The 12,862-nt window shown below is 64.0% G+C and carries 10 protein-coding genes; 7 read left to right on the forward strand and 3 right to left on the reverse strand.

From position 1 onward, the window contains the following. Window positions 1-191: 191 nt before the first annotated feature. The gene (locus KQ910_RS26820) at window positions 192-1,082 is read left to right on the forward strand and encodes an integrase core domain-containing protein (RefSeq protein WP_229600443.1); all 891 of its coding nucleotides are present in this window, start codon (window positions 192-194) and stop codon (window positions 1,080-1,082) included. 389 nt (window positions 1,083-1,471) lie between these two features. Here the strand turns inward: KQ910_RS26820 and KQ910_RS17955 are convergent, their stop codons facing one another. Beyond that, the gene (locus KQ910_RS17955; protein ID WP_216963257.1) at window positions 1,472-2,470 is read right to left on the reverse strand and encodes a phosphonate dehydrogenase; all 999 of its coding nucleotides are present in this window, start codon (window positions 2,468-2,470) and stop codon (window positions 1,472-1,474) included. Between the two features lie 532 nt (window positions 2,471-3,002). On the opposite strand from KQ910_RS17955, the gene KQ910_RS17960 reads away from it, so the two are divergent. The 5 genes from KQ910_RS17960 to KQ910_RS17980 all read left to right on the forward strand — a co-directional run bounded on the left by KQ910_RS17960 (window position 3,003) and on the right by KQ910_RS17980 (window position 9,833). Next, window positions 3,003-4,424, forward strand: a complete 1,422-nt coding sequence (locus KQ910_RS17960; protein ID WP_216963261.1) for an aldehyde dehydrogenase family protein — start codon at window positions 3,003-3,005, stop codon at window positions 4,422-4,424. A gap of 692 nt (window positions 4,425-5,116) precedes the next feature. Then, the gene (locus tag KQ910_RS27265; protein ID WP_216963265.1) at window positions 5,117-7,249 is read left to right on the forward strand and encodes an autotransporter outer membrane beta-barrel domain-containing protein; all 2,133 of its coding nucleotides are present in this window, start codon (window positions 5,117-5,119) and stop codon (window positions 7,247-7,249) included. Window positions 7,250-7,646: 397 nt separating this feature from the next. Next, window positions 7,647-8,030: a DsrE family protein gene (locus tag KQ910_RS17970; protein WP_216963268.1), complete on the forward strand. Its 384-nt coding sequence runs from the start codon at window positions 7,647-7,649 to the stop codon at window positions 8,028-8,030. A gap of 772 nt (window positions 8,031-8,802) precedes the next feature. Next, on the forward strand, window positions 8,803-9,381 hold the full coding sequence (locus KQ910_RS17975) for a hypothetical protein (RefSeq protein ID WP_216963270.1): 579 nt from the start codon (window positions 8,803-8,805) through the stop codon (window positions 9,379-9,381). Window positions 9,382-9,422: 41 nt separating this feature from the next. Further along, window positions 9,423-9,833, forward strand: a complete 411-nt coding sequence (locus KQ910_RS17980) for an FKBP-type peptidyl-prolyl cis-trans isomerase (RefSeq protein ID WP_439653324.1) — start codon at window positions 9,423-9,425, stop codon at window positions 9,831-9,833. Window positions 9,834-9,866: 33 nt separating this feature from the next. Here the strand turns inward: KQ910_RS17980 and KQ910_RS17985 are convergent, their stop codons facing one another. Then, entirely contained in the window at window positions 9,867-10,634 is a 768-nt protein-coding gene (locus KQ910_RS17985) for an SDR family NAD(P)-dependent oxidoreductase (protein WP_216963277.1), read from the reverse strand. Window positions 10,635-10,800: 166 nt separating this feature from the next. Further along, on the reverse strand, window positions 10,801-11,397 hold the full coding sequence (locus tag KQ910_RS17990) for an acyltransferase (protein ID WP_216963279.1): 597 nt from the start codon (window positions 11,395-11,397) through the stop codon (window positions 10,801-10,803). A gap of 137 nt (window positions 11,398-11,534) precedes the next feature. On the opposite strand from KQ910_RS17990, the gene KQ910_RS17995 reads away from it, so the two are divergent. Beyond that, window positions 11,535-12,812, forward strand: a complete 1,278-nt coding sequence (locus KQ910_RS17995) for an acyl-CoA dehydrogenase family protein (protein WP_216963282.1) — start codon at window positions 11,535-11,537, stop codon at window positions 12,810-12,812. Window positions 12,813-12,862 lie beyond the last annotated feature (50 nt).

Consider the following 12,862-nt stretch of genomic DNA (forward strand, 5'->3'; position numbering starts at 1 on the left):
GACGCTGCCCCGCCGCAAGCCGATGTCGTCCTTTGCCATTTGAGAATGTAGGAAGGCTCAAGGGGTGGTCTTTTGCATTCTGTAGAGGGCGGATCGCCCTAAAACCCCGATTCTACGCATGTTCTCTCGTTGTCCATACCGAAAACTCCATGCACTGGCGTGAGGGGCGGGATCGAGTGGGCTGAGCCTCCATGATCGCGTTTCTGAGCCTCGCCCTGCATGTCCTGATCTCTCCGTTCAAGACGCGGGCGCGGTTGGAAGCGGAGATTGTGATGCTGCAGCATCAGTTGAAGGTGCTGCGCCGACGTGTCCCCTCGAAGCCCAAATTGTCGGTCGCCGACCGACTGCTCTTCGTCTGGCTCTATCGGCTGTTCCCGTCGGTGTTGAACGCCGTCACTATTCTTCAGCCCGAGACGTTAATCCGTTGGCATCGGGCGGGCTTCTGCCTGTACTGGCGCTGGAAGTCGCGCTCTCGTGGCGGCCAGCCAAAGGTTCCAATCGAGATCCGGCGTCTGATCCGCGACATGAGCCTGGCCAACCGGCTGTGGGGCGCGCCGCGGATCCATGGCGAACTGCTCAAGCTCGGGATCGACATCGCGCAGTCGACGGTCGCCAAGTATATGGCGAGGAACGGGCGAGGGCGGTCGCAGACTTGGAAGACCTTTCTGCACAATCATTCGACCGGCATCGCCGCCATGGATTTCCTGGTCGCGCCGACGATTGGTTTCAAGCTGCTCTTCGTCTTGGTCATTCTCCGGCATCAGCGCCGGTGGCTGATATCGCTCACGGTGACGACCAATCCGACGGCGGAATGGATCGCTCGCCAGATCACCGAAGCCTTCCCTTGGGATGAAGCGCCAAAATACCTGATCCGGGATCGTGACGCGTCCTACGGCCATGCCGTCACCAGGCGTCTTGCAGTCATGGGCATCCGTGATCACCCGACGGCGCCGCGCTCACCTTGGCAAAACGGGCACGCGGAGCGGTTGATCGGATCGATCCGGCGGGAATGCCTCGATCACATCGTCGTCTTCGGCGAGGCCCATCTGCGCCGGATCCTTGCGGCCTACGCCGGCTATTAAAATGAAGTCCGGACGCATTTATCTCTGTCCAAGGATTCTCCGGGCCATCGGTCCGTGCAGCGGTACGGCCAAGTCGTCACGGGGCCGATTCTCGGCGGACTTCATCATCAATATTGCCGGATGTAGTATTCAGTAGGCACAGCTGCGCCGAGTATTCCCTGTGCTTTCTCGGTGGTTTCGACTTTTGAGCAAGCACAGCTAGCCAGCTGTTGCGCAGATGCCAGATGCAGCGTCCGCATGAAACACTCGGCGATTGCATAATGGAGGAAGAATTGTGAAGCGGTGCGTCTGGATGATCCAAACGTCGAAGGATCAGGCAGCGAGCAAACCGCTTGTCACTGAGTCGAATGGCCTGTGGGCGCGCTCGCTCGTGGCCTTTCTCCGATCAGCTAAACCACCAAAGGGGGCACGACCTCATTGAGCGCGCCATCTGGCCGCTCGCCGCGCAAGACTTGAAGGACGGAACGGGCCGCGGCCGTTTCGATGTCGCGCCGGACGCCGGCGACGGCCGAACCCATGTGGCCGGTGAACAGCGTGCGTTCGGTCTGTTGCAGGAGGGCCGGCGGCGGTTTGTCTGGCCGCGAGCTCAGGCGCCAGTCCTCGAAGGCGAAGACATCGGCAGCATACCCGCCGAGGCGCCCGGCGGCGAGCGCGCGGGCCACGGCCTCTTCGTCGACCACAGATCCGCGTCCAACGTTCACGAGGAGCACACCGGACTTCATCTTCGCCAGCACCTGCTCGTCGATCAACTCCCGGCTGTCCGGCGTGAGGGGCGTCGCGAGTATCACGATGTCGGCGGTGACGAGCAGTTCTTCGAGGCACGTCTTCTGCGCGTCCACAGATGGCGCCGGTGCTGGGTCAAAGAATAAAAGCCGCGCATCGAATCCAGACAGCCGGCGGGCGATCGCGCGGCCGACCGCGCCGAAACCCACGATGCCAACCGTCGCCCCGGTCAGCCCCATCCCATAAAGCACCGGGCGCCAGCCACGGAAGCCGCCGCTGCGCACCCAGCGGTCGCCGGCCGCGATGTGGCGCGCCAACCCAATGGTGAGGCCGACAGCAAGTTCGGCGGTCGGCGCCGTCAGCAGGTCGGGGACGGCTGTGATCCAGACGCCACGCCGCGTACAAGCCGCTACGTCGAAATTGTCGAAGCCCTTGAGCGCGCAGGCGACGATGCGCAATCGCGGGCAGGCCGCGAGGAACGCGTCGCCGACATGGTCGGGCATGAAGGCGATCATGGCGTCGGCGTTGCGGCAGTGCGCCCGCACGGTTTCGCGGGGCCATGAGTCGGCAGTTTCGTTGGCCACCAGAGTGGCGCGTGGAGTTAGCAGCTCGATCACCTCGGGGTGTACCCTGTGGGTGATGACTACAACGGGCTTTCCGTTCATTGTAGCTTACGGCGCAGCCAAGCGCCTTGGCTGTCTGCGGCCACGACGCGGGGCAAAATGGTCAACAGGATCGCCGACATCTGATCATCCGACATTCCCCCGATAAACCCCAGAAACTTGGTGGAAGCTAGCAGTCGGTCTGTTTCCGGGGAAGCGATGAGGGACCTGTGCGGTTATTGGCGCCCGCGCTGCGTCCATCGTGCCTGGAGTTCCAGCGCGGCGCGGCCGCGCACCCGGAACGAGAGGAGGGAACCGAGGGCGGTCAGAAGAGTAAGCATGTCGATGACGGTATGACCATGGCACAGAAACGCTCACGTCCTGGGCTTTTGGAATTTTGAGCGGGCACACCTCCGAATCTGAAGGACCACACATCCGGGGAACATCCCGATGACTCGCCAATGGGCCGAAAAATGGCAGCGTTGAACTCGAGCCGTGTCGACCGCTCGTCGCTCGGTCGCTAGAGTTTCCACCGTCCGAGGTCGGTTTGCCGCTGCCCGATACGGCCCCAAAAACATGAGGAGGATGAGCCAAAATGGTCAATCGCATGAAATTCTATATCGACGGCGCCTGGGTTGACCCGGTCGTCATGAAGACGGCCCCGGTGGTCAATCCGGCTACCGAGGAGCGCATGTACGACGTCGCCGTCGGCTCGAGGGCGGACGTGGATAAGGCGGTCACCGCCGCCCGCAGGGCGTTCGAGACGTTCTCGCTCACAACGCGCGAGGAGCGCATCGCGCTGCTCGAGAGGATCATCGACGCTTACAAGGTGCGCTCCAAGGAAATCGCCGCTGCCATCTCCGACGAGATGGGCGCGCCGGTCCCGATGGCCGAGCGTGCGCAGGCCGGTGCCGGCCTCGGTCACCTAATGTCGACCCTGCAGGTGCTGAAGGACTATCACTTCGAGGAAAAGGTCGGCACAGCCACCGTCGTGCGCGAGCCGATCGGCGTGGTCGGCATGATCACCCCGTGGAACTGGCCGCTCAACCAGATCGCCTGTAAGGTCGCTCCTGCGATCGCCGTCGGGTGCACGATGATCCTGAAGCCCTCGGAATTCACGCCGACCTCGGCCCTGATCTTCGCCGAAGTCATGCATGCCGCCGGCGTCCCGAAGGGCGTGTTCAACCTCGTCAACGGCCTCGGCCCCGAAGTCGGCGTGGCGATGAGCGAACACCCCGGCATCGACATGATCTCGTTCACCGGCTCGACCCGCGCTGGTATCGACGTCGCCAAGCGCGCCGCCGATACCGTCAAGCGCGTCAGCCAGGAGCTCGGCGGCAAGTCGCCGAACGTTATCTTGGAAGATGCCGACTTCACCAAGGCGGTCTCGGGCGGCGTGGCCCAGGTGTTCAACAACTCGGGCCAGTCCTGCAACGCGCCGACGCGCATGATCGTGCCGGCGAGCAAGATGACGGAAGTGAAGGCCATCGCGAAGGCCGTCGCCGACAAGACCAAGGCAGGCGACCCGAAGGCCGAAGGCACCACGATTGGTCCCGTGGTCAATCGCACCCAGTGGGACAAGATTCAGGCGCTGATCAAGAAGGGCGTCGACGAGGGCGCGACGCTGGTCGCCGGCGGTCCGGGCCTGCCTGAGGGCGTCAACAAGGGCTTCTATGTTCGCCCGACCGTGTTCGCCGACGTGACCAACGACATGACGATCGCCCGCGAGGAGATCTTCGGACCGGTTATCACCATCCTCGGCGCCAAGGACGAAGCCGAAGCGGTCAAGATTGCCAACGACACGCCCTACGGCCTCGCCGGCTACGTCTCAGCCGGTTCCGTCGCAAGCGCCAAGCGCGTCGGCAAGCAGATCCGCGCCGGCAACGTCAACCTCAACGGCGTGCCGAACGAGCGCACCGCCCCGTTCGGTGGCTACAAGCAGTCCGGCAACGGTCGCGAGTGGGGCAAGTACGGCATGGAGGACTTCCTCGAGGTGAAGGCAATCGCCGGCGCCTAGAGCTAGAGCACGTCCCGTTCGACTAGAATCAGTCGAACGGGAGGTCGTGCTCTCGCAGTCGACCGGACCGACTTCTTCACCGCCGAGGTGCTGACGCTGCGCGGGCTGGTGACCTGCTCTATGTGCTCTTCTTCATCCATATCGAGAGCCGCCGGGTGGATATCGCCGGGATCACCGTTCATCCGAATGAGGCGTGGATGAAGCAAATCGCCCGTACCGCGATGGGCTGCTGCTCGGCTTCTCCGCCAGCACCGCCATCGGCGACAGCAGCAGCCTGTTCGTCCGCTATGAAGGCACGATATCGGGCAACGATTCCTCCCAGGCCCTCAGTCTCGGCGTCCGCCTGACGTGGTCGGCGAGGGCGAATAGCTCAGGGGGGGCAACGCATTGAAGCAATCGTGAAGTCTGTCCGCGCATTCATACGCCTCTCACATAGTTCGCTGATGATCGAGGAAATGCCCGTATCGCCCCCTGCTGGAATGCCGCCAGGGCCGTCCAATCATCTTGCGCAATTCGTGCAGTTAAATTAGCGTGCCAGATATCCGCCGGGGGGCAGGGGTAAGGACACCATGACTCTGTGCGGCAATGGCCCCAGCGCCACGCCTAGCGCACCGCCCCCGAAGCGACGACTCAATCGACAGATCGATCGAAGAACCGATCGGCTCATGGTCAGGGTACGGTGGGACGTTTGCGTGGCCACGATCCTCGCGTGGCTGACCTTGACCTGGACTACGGAGGCGGCTGCCCAACAACCCTTCACCAGCGGTACGTTCACCCAGAACACCCCCCTCGCGTCCGGTGTCACCGTCTCCGGTACGGCCGTGTTCACCAACAATTCGACGATTAGCCTCTCTACCGTCCTCATCAACGCGCTCGGCGCGACGTTCACCAACAACGGCACGATCAATGGCTTCGTTGGAGTTTATTCCGGAACGTTCGTGAACACCGGCAGCGGCGCGATCACCGCCAGCGAGCTTCAGGTCGGAGGGGCGGGGGGGGGGAGCGGCTTCTTCACCAACAACGGCTCCATCACGGGCCCGGTGCAGAACCCTCAAGGCACCTTCATCAACACCGGCACGATCACCGGCGCCGTCACGAACGGCAACAGCAGCGGCGCGACGGAGCCCTCCTTCACCAACATCGGCACGATCATCGGCAACGTCTTCAGCACCTCGGTGTTCACCAACACGGTCGGCTCCACCATCACCGGCGATTTCAGCAACAGTTTTGCGCTGGTCAACAACGGCACTATCTCCGGTACCGTGACCAATCAGCCCTATGGGTTCAACCGGGGCTCGGGCACCATGGGAAACTTGGTCAACTATGGGTCGTACTCGCCCGGCAATTCGATCGGCACGCTGACGGTGACCGGCAACCATCTCCATTCCGGCTCGGGCACCTACCTGGCGGAGGTCAACGGCGCCGGCGAGAGCGACCTGGTCCGGGTGCTCGGCGCCGCGTCGCTGCAAGGTGGCACGGTCAGTGTCGCCGTCCTGCCGGGCGCGCCGCTTGGCCCGCGGACGACCTACACGATCCTGACCGCCGTGGGCGGCCTCAGCGGCTCCTATGCCGCAGTCTCGGATCCCTATCCCTTCCTGCTGTCCAGCCTGAGCCAGGACGCCAACAACATCTATCTGACCCTCCAGCCAGGCGGGTTCGCGGCAGCGGCGCAAACCGGCACGCACGCTGCCGTCGGCGCGGCCCTCGATGCTGGCGTGGCCGGCGCCAGTGGCGATTTCGCCACTATTCTGGGCACGCTGGCGACGTTGCAGACGGCCCAGGTCCTTCCCTTCATGACGGCGATCAGCGGCCAGAACTATTCCGCCTTCTCGAGCACGATGGTGCAGGGCGCGGCGCTGTTCATGAACACCGTTGCCGACCAGACTGGCGGCTTCGCGCCGGCAGGCCAGCGCGTCGCCTTGGCCGAGGCCTGCGACGTTGCCTGCGTGACTGACCCGGGGACCGGCACTTGGGGCGCGTGGGGCGGTGCGCTGGGCGGCGTGGGCACGATCGGCGCCAGCGCCGCGACCGGCGGCGTCACCTACACGGCCGGCGGCTTCGCGGCCGGGCTCGACCGCGAGCTGGCGTCCGGCTTCCGTCTGGGCGTCACGGCCGGCTACACCAGCGGCCGGCAATATGTGTCGGGCTTCAGCGGCACCGGAGCGACGGACACGTTCCTGGCCGGGCTCTATGGCACCTACCGAGAGGGCAAGGTCTATGCGGACGCGCTGGCGGGCTACGCCTACAGCGACAACCAGATGTGGCGCCAGATTGCGGTGCCCGCCCTCGGGCAGCGCACCGCCCAGGGGCGCACCGGCGCCAACCAGTTCTACGGCCAGATCGAGGCCGGCTATCGCGTCGATATCGGTCCGGTCGGCGGCGCGGCGGCGGCAGCCTACCTGACACCCTTCGCGCGGCTGCAGGGCTACACCGGCACGCAGAACGGCTTCAGCGAAACCGGCGCGCAGTCGCTCAACCTGACGGTCGCCGCGCAGACCACCAATTCGCTGCGCTCGGTGATCGGCGCGCAGCTGGGCGGATCGGTCGATCTCGGCTGGCGTGAGAAGCTGGTGGCGCAGCTGCGGCTGGGCTGGAGCCACGACTATGCCAGCACGGCGCGCCCGGTGACAGCCACGCTGGCGGGCGCGCCGCTGGCGCCCTTCACCACCTATGGCGCGACGCAGCAACGCGACGCCGCGGTGGTGGGATTTTCCGCCGGTACCGCGATTGCCGAAGCGACGTCGGTCTATCTTCGCTACGAGGGCACGATCAGCGGCGCGGACAGCGCCCACGGCATAACCGCCGGCGTGCGCATGAGCTGGTGATCGGCAATCGAGAAGAGGGCGACCATGAAGGTCGGCGGCAAGCGAACGCTGGTTGCCCGAAATCCTCCAGGCGCTTCGACAACGTGGAGCAATTGTCCACATTGTCGCCGGCCACGAGAATCCTAACGTTCATATCAGTTGGCTCCCGATACATCTTTTCCGATATGGGCCCGGGCAGCAAGTTGGCGAACTCGTCTGAATGGACGCAGAAGCACAATGGCATACCAAGCGGTGGGCGAAGACCAACGTGTTGCAGTCGACTAGCCCATGGTCCGCAAGTAGTTGCGCGACCGCCTATCGCACCGGACCATTTTTGTGATGCCGCGCATTTGAGGCTAGTGGCCATCAAGGCTTTCGTGGGAGCGTAAAGTCTCGAAAAGGAACAGGAGCAACGTCCATGGCAGAAGCGGCAAAGAAAAAGCTGAAGATCATGATCCAAGGCTATTGGGGCTCGAACGAACCGACCAAGGCCGGATTCCCTTTCGACCACGGGATCATCCTCGCCGAGGCAGGCCATGAGGTGCAAATCTTCCTGATCGCCGAGGCGGTCTCCCTGTTCCGCCGAGCCACTGCCGAGACTGTCGTGCCGGTGGGTTGGCCGCCGCTCAGCCAGGTGATGGACAAGGCCGTCGCCTCGGGCATCCAACTCTACGCCTGCCACTCCTGCTCCAACGCGCGCGGCATAACCGAGGCCGATCTGGTGCCCTACAAGGCAAAGTGGGGTGGCCCGCCGGTCCTTGTCGAACTCGTCGAATGGGCCGACAAGATCATGACCCTCTAGCCGTTAGCTCGTGTGACATCGCGAGCCGGCGGCCTCATCACTTTCCGTCTCCGAGCAGACAGTGACGCCAGCGATGTCACAGAATAGGACGGCGACGTCATCGTTGTGTCTGGGTTCCATGCTGTCGCTGCGCTTCTGGTCTCTAGAGCAGCCATCCCAACGCATGAATGCTGACAATCACGTCCTGGAAGTCGTCATCCGCGTTTGGTCAAAAAACTCGAACGACCGGAAGCCCAGCGCCCAAGCGGGGTAAGCATAGCCGTGCCGAAAGTGGCCCCGTACAATTTTTTGGACGGCCGATGCCGCCGGAGCCAGGACAGGGCAGGGGGCGTTTATGGATTGGGCGCGTATCCCGGCCTACGTGACGGGGACGGTGGACCAGGAGTTTCCGGGGCGGAACGAACATCTGGTTGCCGAGAATCGCATCATGAAAGCCCAACTGAAAGGGCGGCTGAAGCTGTCGGACGCGGAGGGCGTAAAATGCGCCCGCGCAGGGCTCCGCAGCCTCCCGCAGCGACCAGCACCGCTACGCAGAGAGCTTTGGATCCCAGCTCCATTCCCTCCGCCATTGCCTGCCTCGAGCGAACAGTCTCCGGCCCCAATCTGAGGACGCGGAAACAGGTATGGGCGGGTGTTTGCGGCAGACGCTCCAGACCTCGCTCGCATCTCGAATCGCCTTTTCGTTTCTCTCAGCGAGCGGCAGACTTCGCTCACTGTCTGGGGAATCCCGGATAAAGTGAAAACCGGAAAAAATAAGGAAGCGGAGCCTCGTATGCCCGATCGCGTGACTCTCCCGGTTCTCGACCACGAACTGGCCGATGACGAGCTTCAGTGGATGAAGTCCGTTTACGCGGATTTCAGCAAGGCCCGCGCTGCGGCCGGTGCCGAGTTCAACCCGAAGGAAGCGTTGCGTGCCGTTCTGGAACGCGAGGAGTATCACTTCTCCGTCGCGCCGGATCTGACCGGACCCGGCCCGTGGCGTCTGGGCCAGAACCGGCACGGCCGCGGCGTTGCGGCGGTTTTCCTGCCGAAGGTCGAGCTTCACACTCACATCGCCAGCCGTACCGATCAGTTCCCGATGTATGTCGTGGGCGAGGCGGAAGGCTTCTCCATCGACGAAAATGGCAAGCCGGTGCTGACGCCGGTGATCGATGGCGGGCACTTTCACAACGCGCCCGGCGCACCACACGCCTTCGTGCCGAAAGTGGGCATGCCAAAGCCGGACAACTGGGAAATCGCCTTCATCGCGATCACGCCGCGCAACCTGAAGGAAGACACGCACCGCGTCTCGGAGGAGGTGCGCGCGCTGTACAAGCAGGTCGTCGGTCAGGATGCCCCCTTGGGCGTCTGAGTCTGTGCGAACGGGCGGGCTTCAGATCGCTGCAATCGGGGTTGGCTTCGTCGCCATTAATTCGTATCGCTGAAGTCGCACGAGATCCATTCGAGGAAAGAGCCATGACAACCGAGAGCGGCCTGAAAATCATCGACACGACCGTCGGCACCGGCGCGAGCCCCAGCACTGGTCAGACCTGTGTCATGCACTACACGGGATGGCTCTTCGAAGGGGGCGCCAAAGGCAAGAAGTTCGACTCCTCCCTCGATCACGGCTCTCCCTTCGAGTTTCCGATCGGCATGCAGCACGTCATCGGCGGCTGGGACGAGGGCGTCGCAACCATGAAGGTCGGCGGCAAGCGAACGCTGATCATTCCGCCGGAACTGGGCTATGGAGCGCGCGGCGCCGGCGGTGTCATTCCGCCCAACGCCACGCTGATCTTCGACGTCGAACTGCTGGCGATCAAATAGACGTCGTCTCCGTGTAGAGCCGGTTTACCCGGCTCACAGCGCTGTCATACCGCCGTCCACGAACAGCAGGGCGCCGGTGACGTAGGAGGCGTCGTCGGAGGCCAGGAACAGGATCGCGGCGGCCACCTCCTCGGGCCTGCCCGGGCGCTTCAGCATGGTGCCTTGCGCGGCCTGGGCGTTGTACTGCTCGACAGTCTCGCCGGCCGCCTCGATACGGCGCTGATGGAACGGCGTGAAGATCGGACCCGGGCCGACGGCGTTCACGCGGATGCCCTCCGCCGAATGGTCGGCGGCGAGTGCCCGCGTCAGGCCGGCGATCGCGGCCTTGGTGGTGTCGTACTGCAGGTTGCCACCGCCCGCGATGACGGAGCGGACGGAGGCCACGTTGACGATGGCGCCGCCCTTGTTGCGGCGCATGAGCGGAACCGCCGCCTTGGCACAGAAGGCGTAGCTCATCAGGTTGACGTTGAGGATCTCGTTCCAGCTGGCCGCGCTCGCCTCGTCGATCTTCTCGTATTTGCGGATTCCGGCATTGTTGACGAGGATGTCGATGCGCCCGAATTTCTGCGCGGCGCCATTCACGAACGCGAGGCATGCGGCCTCGGTACCGACATCCGCCTGGGTGAAGGCAACCTTGGCGCCCGAGGCCTCGAGCTCGGCCGCCACGCGCTGGCCGCGCTCGCCGTCCCGATCGCAGAAGGCCACGCTCGCGCCCTCAGCGACGAAGCGCCTGACCGTCGCCTCGCCAATTCCCGATGCCCCGCCCGTCACCGCAGCGACCTTGCCGTCGAGTCTTCCCATGTCGGTCTCACCTTTCGTTGCATCCCGAAACGCGCTTGTACGATACGTCGTATCGAGCGGGCGGGCATCGCTTCGTTCGACAAGCGCCGCTGACGATCGCTTCAAGCGCAGCAAGCCCGTCCTGCGGGAGCCGCCGGCCCAGGCCGCAGGATCTGGCAATGCGGGCCTAGAGCAACCTGTGATCCCAAGTCACGCTGGTCTTGATGACCTTGGCGGGGACGCCGACTGCCATGGAATTCGCCGGAACGTGGCCGGTCACGATGCTGCCGGCGCCGACGATCGACCCGGCCTCGATGTGCGAGCCCTTCAGGATCATCGCGCGCTGTCCGATCCAGACGCGATCCTCGATGACGATGTCCCTTGCCGGGTTGAGGCGCTTGCCGCTCTCGACGTCGACGATCGAGTGCATGTCGCTCACCGTGATGTCGATGTCGGAGGCCAGCAGGCACCCGGCGCCGATCTGGATCCGGCCCGCTTCGTGAAGGAGCAGGCGCACGAGCCCGGTGACACCTGTCTCGCGGCCGATCACGATCTCGGCCTTTTCGGCGGCATGGATGAAAAGGGCCCCGAGCGTGCAGTGGTCGGCAATGAGGACCTTGCAGTTGGAGCCCAGGTTCAGTTGCAGGTTGTACGCCCCGGCGCCCGGCCCGATGGCGATGCGATTTCCACTTCCCCGGACTGTGATTTTGCCGTGGAGGCGCGTATCGCCCTTCGCGTAGGAGATGGTGTTGTTGACGCCCTGGTCGACGATGTTCAGGCTCATGGCGGCCATCTTACCCGCGAAGCGGCCGGCTTGAGTCGAGAAACGGCTTAGCCAATGCGGGATTGACCGGAAATCTCAGGTCTGTAGGGATTGGGCGCACTGAAACCCGATCGATTCCACGACCCGAGGAAACCTCAATGACCCAGAAGGCAGCGGCAGCGACCAAGAAGCCGGTCCGCCCCGATCTCGACGCCGAACTCAACAATCTCGCGATGTCGAAGGAGGCGCAGCCCCTGTTCGACGCGGTGAAGGCCCATATCGCCGAGAACGTCGCTCCGATCACCGAGGAGTTCTTCAAGCTGGGCGAGGGCCGGAAGGATCGCTGGAGCTGGGCGCCGGGCCAGCTGGAGCTGCTCGAGGGCGCCAAGAACAAGGCCAAGGCGTCGGGCCTGTGGAATTTCTTCCTGCCGCATTCGGAGATCGGCCGCGGTCTCACCAATCTGGACTATGCCTACATTGCCGCCGAGCTGGGCAAGTACGCGCTGGCTTCGGAGTCGCTGAACTGCTCGGCACCGGACACCGGCAACATGGAAGTGCTGGAGAAGGTCGGCACGCCCGAGCAGAAGGAGAAGTGGCTGAAGCCGCTGCTGAACGGCGAGATCCGCTCGGCCTACGCCATGACCGAGCCGGGCGTGGCCTCGTCGGACGCCAAGAATATCACCACGCGCGCCGAGCTGGTCGGCAACGAGTGGGTGATCAACGGCGAGAAGTATTACATCTCCGGCGCCGGTGACCCGCGCTGCAAGATCATGATCGTTATGGTCAAGACCAGCCCCGACGCTTCGCCGCAGTTCCAGCAGTCGCAGATCCTGGTGCCGATGGGCACGCCCGGCCTGGAAATCCTGGGGCCAATGACCGTGTTCGGGCACGACCACGCGCCGCGCGGCCACATGCACCTCAAGTTCAACAACTGCCGGGTGCCGGCGGAGAACATCCTGCTGGGCGAGGGGCGCGGCTTCGAGATCAGCCAGGTCCGCCTCGGACCGGGCCGCATCCATCACTGCATGCGCTCGATCGGTGCCGCGGAGAAGGCGCTCGACCTCATGGTCAAGCGCGGCTCCACGCGTACCGCTTTCGGCAAGCAGCTCATCCAGCTCGGCAAGAACCTCGAGCTGGTGAGCCGCGCGCGGATCGAGATCGAGGCGATGCGCCTCATGGTGCTGAAGGCCGCCAAGGCGATGGACGTGCTGGGTCATCGCGAGGCCCGCGTGTGGATCAGCATGGTCAAGGCGATGGTGCCGGAGAAGGCCTGCTTGATCATCGATCAGGCGATGCAGATCCATGGCGCGACCGGCATCTCGCAGTGGTCGCCGCTGTCGGAAATGTACGTGAACCAGCGCCACCTGCGCTTCGCGGACGGACCGGACGAGGTCCATCACATGGTCGTCGGCCGCGCCGAGATCAGCCGCCACTAGAGTTCACGGACGGGCCCGGTCTTGACAGGCCGGGCCCGTCTGTAATTTTG

Source organism: Reyranella humidisoli (assembly GCF_019039055.1).
GTDB lineage: Bacteria > Pseudomonadota > Alphaproteobacteria > Reyranellales > Reyranellaceae > Reyranella > Reyranella humidisoli.

Coding starts and splice junctions, on each gene's coding strand:
- KQ910_RS26820 (WP_229600443.1), top strand. CDS start 192: ATGATCGCGTTTCTGAGCCTCGCCCTGCATGTCCTGATCTCTCCGTTC.
- KQ910_RS17955 (WP_216963257.1), bottom strand. CDS start 2,470: ATGAACGGAAAGCCCGTTGTAGTCATCACCCACAGGGTACACCCCGAG.
- KQ910_RS17960 (WP_216963261.1), top strand. CDS start 3,003: ATGGTCAATCGCATGAAATTCTATATCGACGGCGCCTGGGTTGACCCG.
- KQ910_RS17970 (WP_216963268.1), top strand. CDS start 7,647: ATGGCAGAAGCGGCAAAGAAAAAGCTGAAGATCATGATCCAAGGCTAT.
- KQ910_RS17975 (WP_216963270.1), top strand. CDS start 8,803: ATGCCCGATCGCGTGACTCTCCCGGTTCTCGACCACGAACTGGCCGAT.
- KQ910_RS17985 (WP_216963277.1), bottom strand. CDS start 10,634: ATGGGAAGACTCGACGGCAAGGTCGCTGCGGTGACGGGCGGGGCATCG.
- KQ910_RS17990 (WP_216963279.1), bottom strand. CDS start 11,397: ATGAGCCTGAACATCGTCGACCAGGGCGTCAACAACACCATCTCCTAC.
- KQ910_RS17995 (WP_216963282.1), top strand. CDS start 11,535: ATGACCCAGAAGGCAGCGGCAGCGACCAAGAAGCCGGTCCGCCCCGAT.